Raw genomic sequence first — 19057 nt, 5'->3', positions numbered from 1 at the left:
ATATCCGCTGCATGCGGCTATTACTCCTCCTCGTCTTCGTCCTCGTCGGCCAGCTTGTCGAACACCAGCAGCTCACTCTTGCCCAGTCCGGTCATCACGAAGGGATGGTCGGCAGGAAAGCGGCCCGTATCGACCAGCATGCGCAGTTTGCTCAAGCGGTCGCCCAGCGCCAGCGCTCGGGCCTGCGGATCGGCATCGTCGTGGGCATCGACGCCCGCATGCCCGATCGCGCGGGTCACGGACTCGGGAAACTCCCATAATTCGGCGATCCGGACCGACAGGATGCGCGCTTGGGCAAACACCTGGGCGATGAAGGCGTCCGATTGCGGGAAGGCGTCGGGCGCATGCATCTGGTCGATCAGGCGGAACGCCACCACCAGGCCGACATTGGCCATCAGTCCCGCCAGATAGGCGTCGAAGGCGTTGGCCTGCATGGCCGGCGCGACCAGGTTGGCCGCCAGCGCGCATTTCTCGGACTGGCGCCAGATCAGCGGCGCCGTACGTATGGTCAGTCCACCGCTTTGCATGCTGACGATGGGACGGAAGGCGACGCGGGCCAGCAGCATGCGCATGCCGTTTTGCCCAAGCAGCATGATGGCGCCTTCCATGTTGTTGATCGACGGGCTGGCGTTGTAGCGCGAATGGTAGCGGGGCCGGTTCGCTTCACGGTAGACCTCGGCGACCAGCAGCACGTCCTGGGCCAGCTGGCGCGACAGCTCCGCCGCGCTCATGTTTTCATTTTGCAAGGTCCGCATCAACTGCGGAATGATGGCCGGAATGCGCGGTATCAGCGCGGCGCCAGCGATCGGCTCACTGGCCAGGCGCGTCAATTCGTCCAGAATCTGCTGTTCCGCCTGCTTTGTCGCCTGCGCCGAACCGGCGGCCGCCAGCCAGCGGTAGTAGATGGCATCGATTTCGGTGATGGTGGCTGGCTGCCGTGCCATCTCGGGCGCCGCCGCTGCCGTGAGGGGCGCAAGCTTATTTTTTTCGTCGCCGCCGTTCAGTAATTTTCCTATCCAACCCATTTTATTCTTCCAGCCCTATCTGCATCACTATCGCGACATCCGCCCCGCGATTTTACTTGATGACAGCCGTGCCGGTGCGGCGGGCGTGACCGGCGTTGTTCATCTGCCGCAAAGTGTTACAGTGGCGCTCTCGCAGCTTCCCTGCTTTGCAAGGTAAATCATGAGCAATATGCTTGCCCAGTACATCACCGCTCAGGCCTGCAACAACGCCTGGGCCAACCACCGCCTGCTGAAGGCTTGCGGACAGCTGAGCCAGGCCGAGTTCCAGGCCACGCGCGTCAGCTTTTTCCCCACCATCCAGTCCACCCTGAACCATATCCTCACATGCGACTGGTTTTACCTCGATGCGCTCGAACGCGAGCTGCGCGGCGAAGCGCCGCATGCCGACTGCTATGTCTTCTTTGAAAAGGACGAGCCATTTACCGACTGCGCGGCCCTTCACGCGGCGCAGTGCGCGTCGGACCTGCGCCTGATTGCCCATTGCCGCAGCCTGTGCGATGCGGACCTGGCGCGGCCCGTGACGATATTGCGCGACACGCCGCAAGTCGACACGCGACTGCGCATGCTGGCGCATCTGTTCCAGCACCAGATCCACCACCGGGGGCAAGTGCACGCCATGCTGGCCGGCACGCGCATCGCGCCGCCCCAGCTCGACGAGTTCTATTGCGCCGGCGAGGCGGACGAGCGGGCGCAGGATTTTGCGGAGCTGGGCTGGACGGAAGACGCCGTCTGGGGCCAGCGCTGAGTCATTCCCCGGCGTGGCAGCAGACGCACAGCTTGTTGCCATCGAGGTCGCGGAAGTAGGCGCCATAGTAATGGGCGTGGTAATCGGGGCGCAAGCCGGGCGGCCCTTCGCACGCGGCGCCCAGCGCCAGCGCAGCCTGGTAGCAGCGGTCCACCTGGGCGCGGCTGGCCGCCAGCAAGGCCGTCATCTGTCCGTTGCCGGGCGCGGCCGGCAAGCCGTCATGCGGCACCGTCAGCACCAACAGGGGGCGCGGCGCCTCGTTCGCCATCCAGCCGGCCCAGGGTTTGGCCGGGTCGTGGAATTTCTCGATCAAGCCGAGTTCTCCCAGCAGGGTCGTGTAGAAGACGTAGGCGCGTGGAAAGTCGTTGGTGCCGAGGCAAATATGGGACAGCATGCTGCTCCTTGATGAATTCAGGCAGGTGTGCGGCGAAATGCGCCAGCTGATTATAATGGCGCATCGCTTTTGGACACGCTCCCATGCCAGACCTCGACCGCCTTCAGCTACACCCGCCGGCCAGCAGCGACCTTCCCGCCTTGCTGGCCTTTGAACTCGAAAACCGCGCGTATTTTGAAAACTGGGTCACGGCGCGCGCGCCATCCTACTATCACCAGGAAGCCATCGCCGCCGCCATCGAGCAGGCACAGCGCGAGCGCCAGCAAGACCGCGCCTACCAGTACCTGGCAAAACTGGACGGGCAAATCATCGGCCGGGTCAACCTGACGGCCGTTACCCGCCCCTATTTCAATAAAGCAACGCTCGGTTACCGCATCGGCGAACGGTTCGGCGGACGCGGCTACGCCACCCGCGTGGTGGCCCTGCTGCTGGAAGAGGCTTTCGGCCCACTGGAACTGTGGCGCCTGGAAGCGACGGCGCGGCCGCAAAACCTGGGCTCGGTCGCCGTCATGCAGCGCAACGGCTTTCATCAGTATGGCAAGTCGGAACAAGCCATGTTTTTCCAGAATGCCTGGTCGGACTTGCTGTATTTTGAGCGGCGCAACACGCAAGCCATGGCCTGAGATGCCGCATTTTTCCGGCAGCAACACGACTTTGATACTATCAGGGGCGACTTTGTCGCAGCGCAAAGCCGCACCATGATGGACTGATAACTTCAAGGCTCGGGAATCTTCCCAACCTTGCCAAGTCCAACATGAAACTGCGGCTACGCCTGTTCGAACACGTGCTGGTGGTGCTGGCCTTGGCCGTCGTCATCTTTGCCGCCGCCATCGTGCTGGCACGGATGACACAGTGGGCGGAAGCGCGGGAACTGCCCGCCTATCTCGTACAAGGCATGCATCTGGTTGGCAAGGTACTGTTTTTCCTGGACGGCTGCATCGTCATTGCCGTCAGCAGCATCCTGGCCGCCCGGCTGTTCCGCATGCTCACCAAGGAGGATTTATGAACGACTTTCACTACCTGCTGACCCTGCGGCATCCGCGCCGCTTCTGGTGCAGCGCCATCGTCATCGCCGTGGTCTCGGCCATCGTGCTGGGGCCCTGGCTCGACAGCAATCCATGGCTGGTGGCAATCCCCTTCGTGGGCGGCGGCTTGCTGGTGGCGCTCGGCGAGCTGTGGGATGACATGCACGGCAAGCGCCTGCAGAACGGCGACGACACGCATACACCGTGCCAGCACCCTTGATACCGGCGTAGTGATGCGTGCACGCAACAGCGGCACGCCATGGCGCGCGCATTGGCGTGATTTAAGACTGGCTTCAGCCTCGCCGTGCATCGTGAATATATCGCCAGCAGCAATGGCGCCCCCTTCACCATCACGGGCACAGCCCAGCGAAAGAGCCAACATGAGCACATGGATGCGCGCCAACAAAGGTTTTTTGATGTTTCTCCTGCTGTTCGGCGTGTTCCGCACGGCCGTGGCGGACTGGAATCCCATACCGTCGGCGTCGATGCGCCCCAACCTGCTCGAAGGAGACGTGGTCTTCGTCAACCGCCTGGCCTTCAACCTGAAAGTGCCGCTCACCGATATCGTGCTGCAGCGCCTGGGCGAACCGCAGCGGGGCGACATCGTCACCTTTTCTTCGCCGAAAGACGGCACGCGCTTGATCAAGCGCATCATCGCCCTGCCCGGCGACACAATCGAGATGCGCAATGAACAGCTGGTCATCAATGGCCAGCCCGCCCAGTACACGGCGCTCGACACGGCGCCTGAAACCATCGCCCACGTGGGCCAGCTGACGGCACAGCGCATCAGCGAACGCAACCAGACCGAGCAGCACCGCATCCAGGTTTTGCCGCAAATCGCCGGTGCGGCCCGCAGCTTTGCGCCCGTGACCGTGCCGGCCGACCATTTCCTCATGCTGGGAGACAACCGCGACAACAGCGCCGACTCGCGCTACTTCGGCTTCGTGCCCCGCGAATTGCTGATCGGCAAGGCCGAACGCATCCTCGTGTCGGCCAATATCCAGGAGCATTGGCAGCCGAGGCTGCAGCGTTTCGGCATGAAGCTCGAATAAACCTCGCCCTTGCAACGGCGCCGTGCTTTTCGGTTAGCATGGCGCATCATGCAAAATTTTTCCTCAGCCAGCCTGCAAGCCGCCAGCGACGATCTTGCCCTTGAGCAGCTGGCGCAGTTCCTGCGGCGCCATCCCGACGTGCTGCTGCTGACGGGCGCCGGCATCAGCACGGCGTCCGGCATACCCGACTACCGCGACACGCAAGGCGTACGGCGCGGCAACGCGCCCGTGCAAGGCCCCGATTTTCGCCGCCAGGAAGCCGTGCGCCGCCGCTACTGGGCACGCAGCATGGTGGGCTGGCCGACCCTGGCGCGCGCCACGCCCAATCCTGGCCACTTGGCCATCGCGCAACTGGCCCAGCGCCAGAGAATAGGCGGCCTGGTCACGCAAAACGTGGATGGCCTGCATCAGCAAGCCGGCAGTACCGCCGTCACGGAGTTGCACGGCAGCATACATGGCGTCGTGTGCCTCGATTGCCATACCCGCCATACGCGCCGCCTGATCCAGGACCAGCTCGAACGCGACAATCCACAGCTGCTGGGCGCCACGGCCACGCCGGCGCCCGATGGCGACGCCTTGCTGGAGCCGTCGCAGCTGGCCACCTTCCACGTGCCCGTCTGTCCCCGCTGCGGCGGCACCCTGCAGCCCGACGTGGTGTTTTTCGGCGATGGCGTGCCCGCCGCCTGCGCGGCCGAGGCCGAAAGCAAGATGCACACGGCCAGCGCCCTGCTGGTCGTGGGCTCGTCCGTCATGGTGTATTCGAGCTTTCGCCTGTGCCGCATGGCGGCCGAAGCGGGCAAGCCCGTGGCCGCCATCAACCTGGGCAAGACGCGCGCCGACCATTTGCTGGCCTTCAAGACCGAAGCGCCGGCACAAGACATCTTGCCTGCATTAGCGGCCATGCTGGGCTGATCCCGAGCCGGCCCTGCGCCGCTCTGGCTATACTGTGGCATTAACGAGGAGAATTCATGCTGGAACTGTTGAGTGAACACGCCTGTTTTGGCGGCGTACAACGCTTTTATCGCCACGACGCGCAAGCCATCGGCTTGCCCATGCGTTTCTCGGCCTTCATCCCCGACACGGCGCCCGGCAGCGTGGCCACCACCAAGCGCCCCGCCCTGTTTTACCTGGCGGGCCTGACCTGCACGGAAGAAACGTTCATGATCAAGGGCGGCGCCCAGCGCGTGGCAGCGGAGGAAGGCTTGATCCTGATCGCGCCCGACACCAGCCCCCGTGGCGCGAACATCGCGGGCGAGAGCGACTCCTGGGATTTCGGCGTGGGCGCCGGCTTTTACGTGGACGCCACCGAGGCGCCATGGCGCAGCCATTATCGGATGTACAGCTACCTGCTGGAACTGCGCGCCCTGCTGGAAGAAGAACTGGCGATCGATGCGCAACGCACGGGCATTTTCGGCCACTCGATGGGCGGCCATGGCGCGCTGGTGCTGGCCTTGCGCAACCCGGAACTGTTCCGCTCCGTCTCCGCCTTCGCCCCCATCGCCGCACCAAGCCAGTGTCCGTGGGGCAAGAAGGCGTTTACGGGCTATCTGGGCAGCGACGAGGCCAGCTGGCAGCAGTACGATGCCAGCGCGCTGATGCGCGGCCTGCCGGGCCAGCCACCGCTGTTCCCACAAGGCATTTTGATCGACCAGGGCCTGGCCGACAAATTCCTGCCCGAACAACTGCACCCCGACATCTTCGAAGCGGCGTGCCGCGACGCCGGCCAGCCACTACGGCTGCGCCGCCATGCCGGCTACGACCACGGCTATTACTTCATCGCCAGCTTCATGGAAGAGCATGTGCGCTTCCATGCGCACAACTTGCGTGCCCTCGGCTGAGTAGAAGCTACCGAGGCATTTTTTTGATGTTATTATTGCCATAATTTTGTTTATTTCTTAGTTGCCAGAATGTATCCGTCCTGACCCTGCAATACTAATTTCATAGCAGAATTTGTGCATTTTTGTACACGCTTTCAAAACAGAATTTGCGCATTTTTTGTGTACGAAGTCGGTATTGCATCACTTCAGAAGAATAAAATAGCAATCTACCAACGTAATGGGCTTTGGCACTGGCGCACCATGGTCGATGGTGTAACGTTTACCGTGCATGATGCGACGGCCTGCATCTGTGTCTGGTGAAATACGTGCTGGCAAGTCGTGCGCCATAAACCTGTCGATGACAGATTGCTTTGTCACGAAAGCGTGGTGCTTGGCATCGGGTGGAAGCCAGACGGCTTCATAGGTAGCCGCGGAGGCAGAAGAAAAGAGCTGCGCCAAGTCTGACCTTGAAGCCGCACGCAATGAAATTTACGCCATTGCCCATCGCATGGGCTTGCCGCTGAAAGACATGATCGGCAATGGCAACATCAAGAAGTCAACCGGCAAAGTAGCCGTGCAATACCGCAACCCGCAAGACGCATTGCAGGAATGGACTGGCAGTGGTCGTCAGCCGAACTGGGTAAAAGCTATGGTTGCTGCTGGCGTGGACTTGTCGGCAGCACGCGTTAACTGATTTAGAAGTGGGAGAACCGAGTGACCGTTAACGAGGCAGATGATGATTGGTCCGATGAAGATCGGCAGCACTTGGCAGAACAGGCCGTGCGCCACGCAGAAAGGCTAAGCCTTTATGCAAGTCTTGAGTCTCGGTTGGGTATTCCCAACGGGTTCATTGAAAATCTCGATTCTGAGAAAGATGACTGGGCCTACATCGTAAAAACTGCTGTGCTTTGCGAGGCAGCGGTAACACATGCGCTTGTTAGCATAGTTGCGGATGACGAAAATCGTAGCGTCTGGTATGACCACTTCAGCGATCTTCCAAATGGTAAGCGGTTAGAGCTAGCGGTTAAACTGAGCGTGATTTCCAAAGGCGTCAAAGATCAGCTTAACGCCGTCGCACAGTTCCGTAATTCATTTGCTCATGTAGTGGTCAACCCATCCCGGACACTACGTTAAGTTTTTCTTCGGCGATGGCCGGTGCCAATCCGTGATTAAACTGATGTGGCCGTATCCAGTTATACCGGTGCATCAGGTAATGGCTGATGTCCCGTTGTGCTTCCTGTGCCGTCACGTAACCAGTTGACGGCAGCCATTCAGTTTTGAAGCTGCGAAACAGCCGTTCCATCGGAGAGTTATCCCAACAATTTCCCCGACGGCTCATACTCTGTCGTATCCGATAGCGCCACAAGCGCTGACGGAATTTTCGACTGGCGTACTGGCTACCTTGATCCGAATGAAACAGCAGCCCCTGCGGTCGACCTCGCTGCTCGTAAGCCATTTCCAGCGCTTGCACAACAAGGTCGGCGTCGGGCCGTAGCGAGAATGCCCAACCCACCGCTCGGCGAGCGAATAAATCCAACACCACTGCCAAGTAATACCATCGGCCTTGCGCCCAGACATAGGTGATGTCCCCGCACCAGACCTGATTTGGCGCCTCGACTGTGAATTCACGATTGAGGTGGTTCGGAATATCGACCCGCTCCACCGTAGCCTGCTTATAGGCATGGCTGCCAGGCTGTTTGCAGACCAGCCCTAGCTCTTCCATCAAACGACTGACTTTGAAGCGGCCAATTGCCGTGCCTTCCTCGCGCATCATGCCCATGATGCTACGGCTTCCCGCCGAACTGCGACTTTCGACGAACAGCTCGTGCACGCGGCTACGCAATGCCATGCGCTCAACATCAATGTGCCGGGCGCGCTCCCGATGCGCGTACAGGCATGACCGCGCTACGTCGAACACCGCGCAGATCAACTCGATTGATTCGTCACCACAAATCTGATCGATTACCTCGTACGTTCTATCCCTTCCGACATCAAGAGCGCGGTAGCCTTTTTTAAAATGGACTTCTCCCGCTCGAGACGCTCAATGCGCGCTTCGAGTTCCTGTATTCGCTGCTGATCAGGCGTCATTGCCTTACTCTGTGGCGTGATGCCTTGCCGCTCCAACTGAAGCTGCTGCACCCAGCGGCGCAGCACTGATTCGCCGATGCCGACCGACCGGCTTGCCTCCGTATGACTATATCCTTGATCCAGTACCAGGCATGCCGCCTGCTGTTTGAACTCAGGGGAAAACGTACGTCTTTGCTTACTCATCAAACACCTCTTCATGGCGAGCATTCTCGCCTAAATCAGTGTCCGGGTACATTAAACCACTACATCATGAGGTGAGCAATCTCGGCGGCTCACTATCCAATTTCTTTGAACAATGTTCTCCCGATAGGAAACGGGATCTAGCGTCAAAGTTACTCGGCATCACACACACCAACGATCAAGACTGGCAGTTTTACATCAATCACACCCGATTGCTGATCGCCGTTGGTGTCGTAACGGCGATCAAGGCACTTGCCGCTATCGGCTTAGACACCAACGATGCAGCAGAACTAGAACGCCATTGGGAGCTAGCCGATGTTTATCAAGGCGTTCCAAATCCGGTACAGGAGTAGCAAAATCAGTAGGCCACCACCAACCTCATGATGATTGTTTCCTGGCTGGTACTTGATGTCGGTTTTAACACCAGTATCTTAGAAAACTACACCTGAGACTACTCACTAGGCGCTATTAGTCAGGTACGTCAAGTTCAATACCGATTCTCGATTGGCAGTAACCCCAGGTGGAAGGAAAGAACCAATTATTTTGCCGCAGAGTCGAGCGACATGGTGAGTGAAATCCTTAAGTGATGCCGCCTACCACCCATCAGCTAAGTAACACAGAATGTCGCGAATCAACAATTAATTGTGAACTAATTTTTTTGTAAAATTTCATATTTTTCGTGCGGAATTTGTACACGCGGCTTTAACAATGGGAGAACCGCATGGCTCCTGATGCTCTGCCAATTTCGGAGCTACCGCATGTACAGCTACATCCTGGAACTGCGCGCCCTGCTGGAGCAGGAACTGGCGATCGATGCGCAACGCACGGGCATTTTCGGCCACTCGATGGGCGGCCTTGCCTGATCTATTAACTACTGTGCCGTGCTGGTATGCCCGTTGAAATGGCGCGTGTACCAGTCCGTGGCCAGCAAAGCGGCCTGGTGGCGCGTGTCGGGGCCGCCGGGGGCGGCGATCTGTTCCAGTTGTTTGTCGCAGCGCAAGGTGGCGAACGCCATGCGGTTCAGGCCAGCCACGTCGGGGTCGCGGCCGCCCACGATCAGCAGCGACGGCACGCGCACGTTTTCCAGCGCCGCCTTGCCGGCCATTTCCACCTGGCCATCGCAGACGGCCAGCGCGGCGATCTCCGCGCTGCGCCAGGCCGCCAGTTGCATCACGACGGCCGCGCTGGTGCCATAGCCGTACAGGCCGCAGGGCAAGCGCCGCGTGGACGGGTCCACTTGCAGCCAGCCCAGGGCTTTTTCCAGTTGGCGCGCCAGCAGCACGATATCGCTGCGCACGAAATACGCATGGCCATTGCTGCCGCCGCCAGGCCCGACACCGGCCTGGTCGAAGCGCAAGGTGGCGATGCCCGCTCGCAAAAAATCCTGGGAAGTGGCGTGGCTGGAGGCGCCCAGGTAGTCGCTGTCGGCGCCTGCGCCGTGGGCAAACAGGACGATGCCCACCGGCCGCTCGGGCATGTCGAGCACGCCATCCATTTGAAGTTCATCGGCCGTAATGCTGACAAATTGTTCTTGCATGGTTGCCTCCGCAATCGAGCTGGGATCTTGCCGGGCCGGGCACAGCCTGCATGCCCACGGCGGCTAACCTCAGTGTAGCAGCCTGCGCCCGTTCACGCGCGGCGCACGTCAAATTCGCCGCGCGCCCGCATCAGACGGCGCCGTGCCGGTCCAGCCCCTTCAGCACGGCTTCCGGACGGATCGGCAAATGCCGCACGCGCGAAGCGACGGCGGCAAAGATGGCGTTGCCTATCGCTGGCGCCACGGCCGTCGTGGGCGGCTCGCCCATGCCCGTCGCCGTGTGCGTGCTGGCAACAAATTCGATATCGAGCTCGGGCACGTCGGCCATGCGCAGCGGCGTGTAGGTATTCAGGTTGGTATCCTTCACTTCGCCGTTGAGGAAGGCCGTGCCTTCATGCAAGGCCATGCTCACGCCCCACAGGGCGCCCCCTTCCGCCTGCGCCAGCGCGCCATCGGGGTCGACGATGCTGCCCGCGTCGATCACCATGAACAGCTTTTCGACTTTCACCATGCAAGTGCTGCGGTCCACTTTCACTCTAGCAACACAGGCCGTCCAGGTGGGCATGTCGCGTTCCTGGCCGAACGTGGCGGCGATGCCCAGGCCCGTGTCGGGCGGCATGGCCGTGCCCCAACCTGCTTTTTCCGCCACGCGCCGCAGCACATGGGCCAGCCGCGCGGCGCCGCCGACGGCGTTCGGCGCGCTGCCCGCGTTGCGACCTGCCGCCTGCAGCAGGGATAAACGGAAGGCCAGCGGATCGACCTTGGCCGCCTGCGCCGCCTCGTCCATAAAACTTTCCACAGCCCAATTCGTCCAGCCGGGGCCAACGGAGCGCAGCCAGCCCGGGCGGAAACTGCTGTTGGCCAGGTCGTTCGACACGGCCCGCACGCGCTGCGCGCCCACCGTGTACCAGTGGTCGGCGCCGGCGATGGCAAACGGGTCATACGGATGGCCTTGCTTATCCTTGGCCAGGAAGGCGGGAATCATCGCTTGCGTGGGCCAGCCCGCGCTGGCCTCGTGCACCATGGCCGACACCTTGCCCGCGTCGTCGAACGCCATGCGCACATGCTGCACGGAGGGCGAACGGGGCGAATCGAAACGGGCGTCGTCGGACCGCGTGCAAATCATCTTGACGGGGCGCCCCACGGCTTGCGCCGCCAGCGCAGCCGGCACGCAATAATCGCCATTCAGGCGCCGCCCGAAGCCACCGCCGAGCAGATAGGTATGCAGCATCACCTTGCTCTCCGGCACCTTCAACGCTTGCGCCAGCACGGGCAGGATCAGCGATTGCCACTGATTGCCCGCATGAATGTGCCAGACACCGTCGATTTCCTGCGCCAGCGCATTGACGGGTTCCAGCTGGAAATGCAGCACGGTGCTGGTCGTGTAGTGGCGTTCCAGCTGCAGGCTGGCATCGTTGAACGCTTGCTCCACGCCATCATCATCGACGACACGGGCGCCCAGGCTGGCATCGGCCAGTTGCTTGGTGGCATAGTTGACAATATCCTGCTCCGCCACGTGGGCCGCCGCGCCGGCCCGCCATTTCACTTGCACCAGGTCGGCCGCGCGCATGGCCGCCGCATAGGTTTCGGCCACCACCATGACCCAGCCGGGCACCGTGCCGCTGGGGTCTTGCAAGGCGAACGAACGCAGATAGCCCTGCACCTTCCTGGCCGCCGAGTCATCGATGGACACCACTTTCGCGCCGTAGCGCGTGGGCGGGATCTTCGGGCGCGCAAACAGCATGCCCTCGATTTCCGCATCGATGCCATACACGGCCGTGCCATTGATTTTCGCGGGGATGTCCAGCGCCTGCACGTTCTGGCCGATAAGGCTGCGCTGCTGCGGCGTTTTCAGCACGATGGCTTTCAGTTGCTCGGGCGTGTACTGGCGCGCCAGCTTGCCACGGCGCACGATGTCGCCATAGCTGATCGAGCGCCCACGGCCATGCACGACGCCCAGCCTGGCGTGGCAGGCGGACACGGGCAGGCGCAACAGGCGCGCCCCCTCCTCGACCAGCGCCAGGCGCCCGGCCGCGCCGGCACGGCTGAGCGGATCGAAATTCTGCCAGACGGACCAGCTGCCGCCCGTCACCATCAGCCCCCATTTCGGGTCCGTGTCCACGTAATGCAGGCGTATTTTGCTCCAGTCCGCTTCCAGCTCCTCGGCGACGATGCGCGCCAGGGCCGTGCCGATGTGCTGGCCCATTTCCGCCTTGGCGATGTTGACGGTGACGATGCCGTCGCGGCAGATCTGGAACCAGATGCTGGGATCGAACACGGGCGCAACGGCAGACTTGGAGGCTGCCACGGGCGCCACCTTGCCAGCAGCCAGGGAGCTGTCGGCGCGCAAGAAGGCCAGCGTAAAACCCGTGCCGGCGGCGGCGATCAGGAAACCGCGCCGGCCCAGCGAGCTAGGACGGGCACTGGTAGTTTCTTTCGGCAACTTAAACACCGGGCGCCTCCTGCATGCCGGCCGCCAGTTTAATGGCCTTGCGGATGCGCACATACGCCATGCAGCGGCACAGGTTGCCGCTCATGACGGCATCGATATTCGCATCCGTCGGCTGCGGATAATCTTTCAACAAGGTAGCCGCCTGCATGATCTGGCCCGACTGGCAATAGCCGCACTGGGGCGCTTGCGTGGCCAGCCACGCCCGCTGCAGCGGGTGCGTGCCATCGGGCGACAGGCCTTCGATGGTGGTGATGGCGCAGCCGGCCACGGCGGCAATCGGCGTGATGCACGAGCGCATGGCGCGGCCATCCACGTGCACGGTGCAGGCGCCGCACATGCCGATGCCGCAGCCAAACTTCGTGCCCTTTAAATGGACTTCATCGCGCAGCACCCACAGCAGGGGCGTCTCGGCGTCGGCCTCGGTGCCGAAGGGCTGGCCATTGACAATAAGGTTATACATGAGTGTTATACATAAGAAACTTTCAAGAATTACTTGCCGGCGCGCGCGCGCGCCACGGCCGCTTCCAGATTCGTCCAGGCCGGCTGGTGGCTGCGGCTGCGGCGCAGATAGGCGGCCAGTTGAGCCACGTCATTGTCCGTCAGCGAGGCGGCAAAACCGGGCATCAGCACGCCAGGCATGGCTTCGTCCTTGCTCAAGCCGTGCAATATCACCTGGATCAGGTTGGCGGGATCGGGCGCGCTGACGGCGCTGTTCAGGCTCAGTTCCGGCCGCAGCGCCGCGGGCTTGCCATCGCTGTTCGAATGGCAAGCCGCGCAGGCGGCCACGTACAGGCTGGCGCCACGGTCATTGTCGACCAGGCTGACGCGCTGCGAGCGGGCGATGCCAGCTTTCACCACGGTATCAGTATCGACCTGGCGTTGCTCCGCCCCGGCCACGCCGGCAAAATACGTTGCCAGCGCGCGGATATCGCTATCGGGCGAAGCGCCCATGCCTTCGTGCACGACGGCCGACATGGGGCCTGCCGCCACGCCGTGCAGGGCCGTCGCCCCCGTGCGCAAAAAGGCGTACAGCTCGTCCTGCGTCCACGGCAGGGGCGCCGTATTGGCGCTGGTCAAGGCCGGCGCATACCAGTGGTCGATGGACGCGCCCAGATACGACGAACCCGCAAGCTCGGCGCCCAGCGCATTGCGCGGCGTGTGGCAGGCGGCGCAATGGGCCAGGCCTTCGGCCAGGTAGCGGCCCCGGTTCCAGTCCAGGCCTTGCGCGGGGTTCAGCTGAAAGCTGGCTGGCTTGAAGAACAGCAGCTTCCAGCCTGCCTGCAAGGGACGCAAGTTCAGGGGGAAAGGCACGCTGTTGGCGGGCGCTACCGCATACACGGGTGGGCGCGTCATGACATACGCGTACAGGGCCGTCAGGTCGGCATCCGAGACAAGATTAAAATGGGTGTACGGAAAGACGGGATACAAATGGGCGCCATCGCGGCCCACGCCTTCGCGCATGGCCCGCTGGAAGGCGGCCAGCGACCAGCGGCCGATGCCCGTTTGCCTGTCCGGCGTGATATTCGTCGCGTATATCGTGCCGAACGGCGTGGCCAGGCCGTGGCCGCCCGCGTACTCGGCGCCGCCCTTGGCCGTGTGGCAGGCGGCGCAATTGCCCATGCCCGCCAGGATGCGCCCACGCTCCACCACTTGCGGGGAAAAGGCCGTGGCGGCAGGCGGATCGATGGGCGCCAGCGCGGGGCGCCAGTAATACAGGTACGCGGCCAGGGCCGCCACGATGAGCAATGCCAGCGACAGCAGCAAGCCGGTGAAGATTTTCTTGAGCAAAACAGGAGTCCGGTAAGAGGCCAGGCACGCGCCTGCCGCGCACGGACGGCGGCAGCAGGGCAGATTGTGGCAATGAATGGGAGAATCTTACCGCGATTGTGACTTGTTGTATGTACGCAATGACACGCAGGTGCTGCCCGCAGGCGGGCTGCGCCTTATAATCAGCGTTTCAGCACGCCGCCGCTCCTTCATGCATACCGTTACCATCATCCTCATCCTCGTGTTGACCGTCGTCCTGTGCGGCTTTCTCGCCCGCTCGCGCTGGGTCAGGCTGCCGCTGCCGCTGATCCAGATCGCCGGCGGCACGGGATTGGCCGTGTTTGGCGTGCAAGTGCCGCTCGATCCCGACATTTTCTTCCTGCTCTTCATCCCGCCGCTGCTGTTTCTCGATGGCTGGCGCATTCCCAAGGGCGCCTTCTTTTCCGACGCGCGCTCGATCCTGATGCTGGCCATCGGCCTCGTGCTGTTTACCGTGCTCGGCATGGGATTTTTCATCGACTGGCTGATTCCCAGCGTGCCGCTGGCCGTCGCCTTCGCGCTGGGCGCCATCCTGTCGCCGACGGACCCCGTGGCCGTCTCGGCGATTGCCGCCGGCAACCCGATCCCGCCGCGTCTGATGCACATCCTCGAAGGCGAATCCCTGCTCAACGACGCGTCGGGCCTCGTCTGCTTCACGTTTGCCGTGGGCGCCATGATGACGGGCGGCTTTTCCATCGGCGCCGCCTCGCTGAGTTTCTTGCAGGAAGCGGGCGGCGGCATCATCATCGGCCTGGCCATTTCGTGGGGCGTGGGCCTGGCGAATAAATGGCTGGTGAGCAAGGTCGGCGAAGAGCCGGGCCTGCAAATTCTCATCAGCATCCTGATCCCGTTCGCCGCCTACCTGGGCGCCGAACAAATCCACGGTTCCGGCATCCTGGCCGCCGCCACGGCCGGCGTGTCCATGCATTACGCCGACCTGATCGGCCGTCCGCTGGCCGCCACGCGCACCCAGCGCAAGGCCGTGTGGGATACCGTGCAACTGGTCCTGAATGGCGTGATCTTCGTCATGCTGGGCGCGCAACTGCCCACCACCGTTGCCGGCTTGCCGGCCGCCTCCGCCGAAATCGGCGCCGGCAGCGCCTGGAAACTGCCGCTGTTCGTCATCGCCATCACGGTGGGACTGACCTTCATGCGCTTCCTGTGGGTCTTCATTTCCATGAAGCTGACCCTGTTCAAGCACCACAAGAAGGTGGCGGGCGAATCGAAGGACGCGGCGCTGCTGGCCCGTCCCAGCCTGCGCTTGCTGCTGGTGGCGTCGTTCGCGGGCGTGCGCGGCGCGCTGACCCTGGCCGGCATCCTGACCCTGCCCTTGTTCTTGCCCGACGGCACGCGCTTTCCCGCGCGCGACCTCGTCATCTTCCTGGCCATGGGGGTGATTTTATTGTCGCTGCTGCTGGCCAGCGTCACCCTGCCCCTGCTGACCAAGGGCCTGGTGTTCGCGCCGCCCGCGCGCCGCTCGACGGAAGAGCGCAACGCCCGCGCCGCCGCCGCCGAAGCGGCCATCGCGCGGCTGGAAAAAGTGTGCGAAGGCATCGACAAGAATGACAAGCAGCAAGTCGTCACGGAGGCGGCCAACCGCCTGATTGAAGCCTACGGGCGCCGCCTCGCGTATGGCGAAAGCAGCAACGACGAGGCGATGCGGCTGCAGGAACTGGCCAAGGCCGAGCGGGCGCTGCGCCTGGAAGCGCTCAATGCCGAGCGGGACGAACTGTTCCGCCGCCGCATCTCGGGCGAACTGGACGACACCATCCATTTGCGCCTGCTGCGCGAAATCGACTTGCTGGAAGCGACATTGGAAGAATAGCAACACTTTGAGGCGGCATGGCAGTGTTGATAAGTAATTCTCATGGCAAAGAATGCAAGTTTTAACATTCGTGTTTATAATGCAAGGTTTATGGCGTAGCGCCGTGATTTACTTTCAACTGGGACTTCCGTAGAGTCTGTGTTGCTGCGTAACTATTTGAATAGCCACCCGACCTGCATAAAGACACCGACGCCGTGCCCTCCTCTTCCCGCCACCGGCAGCGCCCCGCGCCGCCCGTCCTGCTCGCTGCCGTGCTGCTGGCCTCGCTGCTCGCCTGCGCTGTGCTGGCGCCGCGCGCGGCGTGGGCGCAAACGGGCGCGGCGGCCGACGCCAGGCGTCCCGCCGAGGTGGCCCAGGTCCTGTTTGGCATCATCAGTTATGTGCGCTGGCCCGTGGTGCGCCAGGAAGTGCGCGTCTGCATGCTCGGTGCGCCCCGCTACGGCGCGGCCATCGTCGACAAGCCCGCTTCCAGCCTGGGCCAGCGCATCCGCGTGAAAATCCCGGCGGTGGCCAGCACGGCCGGCGAATGCGACGTCGTCTACATGGGCAGCCTGCCCGAGGGCGAACGCGAGCATCTGCTGGCGCAGATCATCGGCAAGCCGATCTTGTCGGTCGCCGAACCGGGCACCTCCTGCACCGTGGGCACCATGTTCTGCCTGCGCCTGAACGAGGCGCAGATCGGTTTTGACGTCAACCTCGACGCCATCGCCCGCAGCGGCCTGCGCGTGCATCCAAACGCCTTGCAAATTGCACGTCGCAAGGGACCGCCGCCATGAGCGCCCGCCTGAACAACAAGCCTGCCCGCCAGCCCCGCCCCACGCTCGACAGCGTGCTGCGGCGCGCCCACTTGAGCGTGTCGCTGATCGCCGTGCTGGCGGCCGGCCTGACCCTGACGGCCGTGGCGCTGCTGGCCCTGCGCGTGTATTCGGACCAGAACCTGCGCCTGGTGGCCCGCTCGATGAGCTACACGGTGGAAGGGGCCGTCGTCTTTGGCGACTCCATGGCCGCCAGGGAAGCGCTGGCCCTGATCGGCGTGAATGAAGATATCGACCAGGCGCAAGTGAGCGACATGGCCGGCAAGGTGCTGGCCCGCTGGGAACGGGGCGAACACGGCACGCGCTACTACATCGAACGCGCGCTGACGGGCTGGATGCTGCCCGATTCGCTGACCTTCCCCATCACGCGCAATGAACAGGCCATCGGCAGCATCAAGCTGGTGCCGCACAGCCGCAGCCTGCTGCCCTTCCTGCTCAGCGGCCTGTCCTGCCTGCTCGCTTGCCTGGTACTGAGCCTGGTCGTCGCCGTGCGCCTGTCGCGCCGCATGGAAACGGAGATCACGTCGCCGCTGCGCCACCTGGCGGAAACGGCGCACCGCGTGCGGCGCGACCGCTCGTTCGAACTGCGCGTGCCGCCAGCCAATATCGCCGAACTGAACCAGATCAATGACGACTTCAACGCCCTGCTCGACGAACTGGAAGCATGGCAAAGCCATCTGCAGAAGGAACACGCCTCGCTGTCGCACCGCGCCAACCACGACAGCCTGACGGGCCTGTCGAACCGCGCCTTCATGGAAGCGGAACTGGAACGCGCCATCCTCGACGCGCGGGTCGGCAATGGCAAGGTGGCCGTGCTGTTCCTCGACAGCGACCGTTTCAAATACATCAACGACACCTTCGGCCACGCCTCGGGCGACCGGGTGCTGGTGACGATCGCCGCGCGCATCAAGCAACAATTGCGCGAAGGCGACCTGGTGGCGCGCCTGGGCGGCGACGAATTCGCCATCCTGCTCAAGCCGCTGCGCAACAGCAGCGACGCCATGCACATCGCCGACAACATCATCGCCGCCATGGCGCAAGCCATTGAACTGCCTACAGGCAACAGCATCGTCAGCTCGCTGACCATCGGCGTGGCCGTCTTCCCCGATCACGCCATCGACGCCGTCTCGCTGGTGGGCGCGGCGGACGAAGCCATGTACCGCGCCAAGCAGGCGCAACGCGGCACGCGCCAGGTCGCGCGCCTGCCGCAACCCCATATTCACCCCTGAACCAAGGAGCAACACCATGCAATCCATCTACACGCAATTACGCCGAGGCTTCCTCGGCTTGTTCATGCTGGGCCTGCTGGCCGCCTGCCAGAGCACGCCAGAGACCAAACCCGTGTTCAACGCCGAGCAAGTCGCCACCCTGAAGGAACAAGGCTTCAACCAGACGGACGAAGGCTGGGAACTGAGCTTTACCGACAAGCTGCTGTTCGAGTTCGACGCCGCCAAGCTGATCCCGCCCAGCCGCGTCGCCATCCAGAAAATCAGCGCCGCCCTGCTGAAAGTGGGCATCACCCACATGCGCGTGGAAGGCCATACGGATAACGAAGGCACGGAAGCGTACAACGACAAGCTGTCGCTGGCGCGCGCCAACGTGGTGGCCGACGCCATGAGCGCCTCGGGCATTCCGCGCGACAACATCACCGTCAAGGGCCTGGGCATGAGTAAACCCGTGGCCTCGAACGCCAGCAAGACGGGCAAGGCGGAAAACCGCCGCGTCACCGTCATCGTGTCGGCGCCTTGATCATGGGCGTGCCCGCCGTGCGCTGGGTCGTGATGGGCGTGTCCGGCTGCGGCAAGAGCGCCGTCGGCAGCCTGCTGGCCGACGCCTTGCACGTGCCCTACGTGGAAGGCGACGACGTGCATTCCCCGGAAAATGTGGCCAAGATGGCGGCCGGCATCGCACTCGACGATAGCGACCGGACCGGCTGGCTGGCCGCCCTGCGCGAGCGCATCGCCACGGCCCGCGCGCAAGGCAGCGGTCTCGTCGTCTCCTGCTCGGCCCTGAAGCGCGCCTACCGCGACGTGCTGCGCGCAGGCGACCCGGCCCTGCGCTTTGTCCACCTGGACGGCCCGCGCGCCGTGCTGGAAAGCCGCTTGCAGCGGCCCGGCCATTTCATGCCGGCCAGCCTGCTCGACAGCCAGCTGGCCACCCTGCAGCCACTGCAGGCGGACGAAGCCGGCATCGTGCTCGACATCCGCCAGCCGCTGGCCGTGCTGGTGGAACAGATCCTGCAAGCGCCCTGAGCGGCGGCCGCGCGGCTGGACAGCCCGCGCCCCCCTGTGTAGAC

23 protein-coding genes and 1 pseudogene are annotated in these 19057 nt (G+C 63.1%); 17 read left to right on the top strand and 7 right to left on the bottom strand.

Annotated features, from left to right (window positions below; all coding sequences use genetic code 11):
- Nucleotides 1-20: 20 nt before the first annotated feature.
- Nucleotides 21-944 (bottom strand): HDOD domain-containing protein, encoded by a 924-nt coding sequence (locus P9875_RS12580; protein WP_278318566.1) that lies wholly within the window; start codon nt 942-944, stop codon nt 21-23.
- Between P9875_RS12580 and P9875_RS12575 the strand changes: the two genes are divergently transcribed.
- Together P9875_RS12575 and P9875_RS12570 are read left to right on the top strand one after the other, a co-directional pair.
- The gene (locus P9875_RS12575) at nt 904-1182 is read left to right on the top strand and encodes a hypothetical protein (protein WP_278318565.1); all 279 of its coding nucleotides are present in this window, start codon (nt 904-906) and stop codon (nt 1180-1182) included. The two genes, P9875_RS12580 and P9875_RS12575, sit on opposite strands and share 41 nt — an antisense overlap.
- A 3-nt stretch (nt 1183-1185) precedes the next feature.
- On the top strand, nt 1186-1770 hold the full coding sequence (locus P9875_RS12570) for a DinB family protein (RefSeq protein WP_278318564.1): 585 nt from the start codon (nt 1186-1188) through the stop codon (nt 1768-1770).
- A gap of 1 nt (nt 1771) precedes the next feature.
- On the opposite strand, the gene P9875_RS12565 is transcribed toward P9875_RS12570, so the two are convergent.
- On the bottom strand, nt 1772-2164 hold the full coding sequence (locus P9875_RS12565; RefSeq protein ID WP_225240835.1) for a VOC family protein: 393 nt from the start codon (nt 2162-2164) through the stop codon (nt 1772-1774).
- Between the two features lie 83 nt (nt 2165-2247).
- Here P9875_RS12565 and P9875_RS12560 point away from each other — a divergent pair, with 83 nt between their 5' ends.
- The 8 genes from P9875_RS12560 (at nt 2248) to P9875_RS12525 (ending at nt 7192) form a co-directional block, all read left to right on the top strand.
- Complete coding sequence (locus P9875_RS12560) at nt 2248-2787, top strand: GNAT family N-acetyltransferase (protein WP_278318563.1); 540 nt, start codon at nt 2248-2250, stop codon at nt 2785-2787.
- 131 nt (nt 2788-2918) lie between these two features.
- The gene (locus P9875_RS12555) at nt 2919-3170 is read left to right on the top strand and encodes a hypothetical protein (protein ID WP_035817681.1); all 252 of its coding nucleotides are present in this window, start codon (nt 2919-2921) and stop codon (nt 3168-3170) included.
- Nucleotides 3167-3409, top strand: coding sequence for a hypothetical protein (locus tag P9875_RS12550; protein WP_099402419.1), 243 nt, complete (start codon nt 3167-3169; stop codon nt 3407-3409). The genes P9875_RS12555 and P9875_RS12550 overlap by 4 nt, the downstream gene beginning before the upstream one ends.
- A gap of 160 nt (nt 3410-3569) precedes the next feature.
- Nucleotides 3570-4241 (top strand): signal peptidase I, encoded by a 672-nt coding sequence (gene lepB / locus P9875_RS12545; protein ID WP_278318562.1) that lies wholly within the window; start codon nt 3570-3572, stop codon nt 4239-4241.
- Nucleotides 4242-4289: 48 nt separating this feature from the next.
- The gene (locus tag P9875_RS12540) at nt 4290-5153 is read left to right on the top strand and encodes an NAD-dependent protein deacetylase (protein ID WP_278318560.1); all 864 of its coding nucleotides are present in this window, start codon (nt 4290-4292) and stop codon (nt 5151-5153) included.
- A 56-nt stretch (nt 5154-5209) separates the two neighbouring features.
- On the top strand, nt 5210-6079 hold the full coding sequence (gene fghA, locus P9875_RS12535; protein WP_278318559.1) for an S-formylglutathione hydrolase: 870 nt from the start codon (nt 5210-5212) through the stop codon (nt 6077-6079).
- A 487-nt stretch (nt 6080-6566) separates the two neighbouring features.
- Entirely contained in the window at nt 6567-6752 is a 186-nt protein-coding gene (locus P9875_RS12530) for an H-NS family nucleoid-associated regulatory protein (RefSeq protein WP_423221838.1), read from the top strand.
- A 20-nt stretch (nt 6753-6772) separates the two neighbouring features.
- Complete coding sequence (locus P9875_RS12525; protein ID WP_278318558.1) at nt 6773-7192, top strand: hypothetical protein; 420 nt, start codon at nt 6773-6775, stop codon at nt 7190-7192.
- Here the strand turns inward: P9875_RS12525 and P9875_RS12520 are convergent.
- Nucleotides 7167-8329, bottom strand: a protein-coding gene (locus P9875_RS12520; protein WP_278318557.1) for an IS3 family transposase whose coding sequence is annotated in 2 segments (ribosomal slippage) — nt 7167-8074 and nt 8074-8329 — 1164 coding nt in all. Because the reading frame shifts where the segments join, the coding sequence is not laid out codon by codon here. The two genes, P9875_RS12525 and P9875_RS12520, sit on opposite strands and share 26 nt — an antisense overlap.
- Nucleotides 8330-8400: 71 nt before the next feature.
- Between P9875_RS12520 and P9875_RS12515 the strand changes: the two genes are divergently transcribed.
- Together P9875_RS12515 and P9875_RS12510 are read left to right on the top strand one after the other, a co-directional pair.
- On the top strand, nt 8401-8679 hold the full coding sequence (locus tag P9875_RS12515) for a hypothetical protein (protein ID WP_278318556.1): 279 nt from the start codon (nt 8401-8403) through the stop codon (nt 8677-8679).
- A gap of 399 nt (nt 8680-9078) precedes the next feature.
- Nucleotides 9079-9180: pseudogene (locus P9875_RS12510) on the top strand (S-formylglutathione hydrolase); the annotation flags it as partial.
- Nucleotides 9181-9197: 17 nt separating this feature from the next.
- Here P9875_RS12510 and P9875_RS12505 read toward each other — a convergent pair.
- From P9875_RS12505 to P9875_RS12490, 4 genes are all read right to left on the bottom strand, one after another.
- Nucleotides 9198-9863 carry a dienelactone hydrolase family protein gene (locus tag P9875_RS12505; protein WP_051958330.1) on the bottom strand — a complete coding sequence of 222 codons (666 nt, stop codon included), beginning with the start codon at nt 9861-9863 and terminating at the stop codon, nt 9198-9200.
- 130 nt (nt 9864-9993) lie between these two features.
- Nucleotides 9994-12315 carry a xanthine dehydrogenase family protein molybdopterin-binding subunit gene (locus tag P9875_RS12500; protein WP_278318555.1) on the bottom strand — a complete coding sequence of 774 codons (2322 nt, stop codon included), beginning with the start codon at nt 12313-12315 and terminating at the stop codon, nt 9994-9996.
- Nucleotides 12308-12775, bottom strand: coding sequence for a (2Fe-2S)-binding protein (locus P9875_RS12495; protein WP_278318554.1), 468 nt, complete (start codon nt 12773-12775; stop codon nt 12308-12310). The genes P9875_RS12500 and P9875_RS12495 overlap by 8 nt, the downstream gene beginning before the upstream one ends.
- Nucleotides 12776-12804: 29 nt before the next feature.
- The gene (locus P9875_RS12490; RefSeq protein ID WP_278318553.1) at nt 12805-14103 is read right to left on the bottom strand and encodes a cytochrome c; all 1299 of its coding nucleotides are present in this window, start codon (nt 14101-14103) and stop codon (nt 12805-12807) included.
- 190 nt (nt 14104-14293) lie between these two features.
- Between P9875_RS12490 and P9875_RS12485 the strand changes: the two genes are divergently transcribed.
- The 5 genes from P9875_RS12485 (at nt 14294) to P9875_RS12465 (ending at nt 19013) form a co-directional block, all read left to right on the top strand.
- Complete coding sequence (locus tag P9875_RS12485) at nt 14294-15946, top strand: Na+/H+ antiporter (RefSeq protein WP_278318552.1); 1653 nt, start codon at nt 14294-14296, stop codon at nt 15944-15946.
- A 194-nt stretch (nt 15947-16140) separates the two neighbouring features.
- Nucleotides 16141-16722 carry a YfiR family protein gene (locus tag P9875_RS12480; RefSeq protein ID WP_278318551.1) on the top strand — a complete coding sequence of 194 codons (582 nt, stop codon included), beginning with the start codon at nt 16141-16143 and terminating at the stop codon, nt 16720-16722.
- On the top strand, nt 16719-17990 hold the full coding sequence (locus P9875_RS12475; RefSeq protein WP_176388290.1) for a diguanylate cyclase domain-containing protein: 1272 nt from the start codon (nt 16719-16721) through the stop codon (nt 17988-17990). The genes P9875_RS12480 and P9875_RS12475 overlap by 4 nt, the downstream gene beginning before the upstream one ends.
- A gap of 16 nt (nt 17991-18006) precedes the next feature.
- Entirely contained in the window at nt 18007-18510 is a 504-nt protein-coding gene (locus P9875_RS12470) for an OmpA family protein (protein ID WP_099402427.1), read from the top strand.
- Between the two features lie 2 nt (nt 18511-18512).
- Nucleotides 18513-19013 (top strand): gluconokinase, encoded by a 501-nt coding sequence (locus tag P9875_RS12465; protein WP_278318550.1) that lies wholly within the window; start codon nt 18513-18515, stop codon nt 19011-19013.
- Nucleotides 19014-19057: the final 44 nt, after the last annotated feature.

Origin of the sequence: Janthinobacterium rivuli, from assembly GCF_029690045.1 — a bacterium.
Lineage (GTDB): Bacteria > Pseudomonadota > Gammaproteobacteria > Burkholderiales > Burkholderiaceae_D > Janthinobacterium > Janthinobacterium rivuli.
The sequence above is the reverse complement of the archived record's forward strand: the minus strand, read 5'-3'. Positions and strand labels throughout refer to the sequence as shown.

Bases quoted from the DNA above. Each gene is read 5' to 3' on its own strand.
- P9875_RS12575 (WP_278318565.1), top strand. From the start codon at position 904: ATGGCATCGATTTCGGTGATGGTGGCTGGCTGCCGTGCCATCTCGGGC.
- P9875_RS12580 (WP_278318566.1), bottom strand. From the start codon at position 944: ATGGCACGGCAGCCAGCCACCATCACCGAAATCGATGCCATCTACTAC.
- P9875_RS12570 (WP_278318564.1), top strand. From the start codon at position 1,186: ATGAGCAATATGCTTGCCCAGTACATCACCGCTCAGGCCTGCAACAAC.
- P9875_RS12565 (WP_225240835.1), bottom strand. From the start codon at position 2,164: ATGCTGTCCCATATTTGCCTCGGCACCAACGACTTTCCACGCGCCTAC.
- P9875_RS12560 (WP_278318563.1), top strand. From the start codon at position 2,248: ATGCCAGACCTCGACCGCCTTCAGCTACACCCGCCGGCCAGCAGCGAC.
- P9875_RS12555 (WP_035817681.1), top strand. From the start codon at position 2,919: ATGAAACTGCGGCTACGCCTGTTCGAACACGTGCTGGTGGTGCTGGCC.
- P9875_RS12550 (WP_099402419.1), top strand. From the start codon at position 3,167: ATGAACGACTTTCACTACCTGCTGACCCTGCGGCATCCGCGCCGCTTC.
- lepB (WP_278318562.1), top strand. From the start codon at position 3,570: ATGAGCACATGGATGCGCGCCAACAAAGGTTTTTTGATGTTTCTCCTG.
- P9875_RS12540 (WP_278318560.1), top strand. From the start codon at position 4,290: ATGCAAAATTTTTCCTCAGCCAGCCTGCAAGCCGCCAGCGACGATCTT.
- fghA (WP_278318559.1), top strand. From the start codon at position 5,210: ATGCTGGAACTGTTGAGTGAACACGCCTGTTTTGGCGGCGTACAACGC.
- P9875_RS12530 (WP_423221838.1), top strand. From the start codon at position 6,567: ATGGGCTTGCCGCTGAAAGACATGATCGGCAATGGCAACATCAAGAAG.
- P9875_RS12505 (WP_051958330.1), bottom strand. From the start codon at position 9,863: ATGCAAGAACAATTTGTCAGCATTACGGCCGATGAACTTCAAATGGAT.
- P9875_RS12495 (WP_278318554.1), bottom strand. From the start codon at position 12,775: ATGTATAACCTTATTGTCAATGGCCAGCCCTTCGGCACCGAGGCCGAC.
- P9875_RS12485 (WP_278318552.1), top strand. From the start codon at position 14,294: ATGCATACCGTTACCATCATCCTCATCCTCGTGTTGACCGTCGTCCTG.
- P9875_RS12475 (WP_176388290.1), top strand. From the start codon at position 16,719: ATGAGCGCCCGCCTGAACAACAAGCCTGCCCGCCAGCCCCGCCCCACG.
- P9875_RS12470 (WP_099402427.1), top strand. From the start codon at position 18,007: ATGCAATCCATCTACACGCAATTACGCCGAGGCTTCCTCGGCTTGTTC.
- P9875_RS12465 (WP_278318550.1), top strand. From the start codon at position 18,513: ATGGGCGTGCCCGCCGTGCGCTGGGTCGTGATGGGCGTGTCCGGCTGC.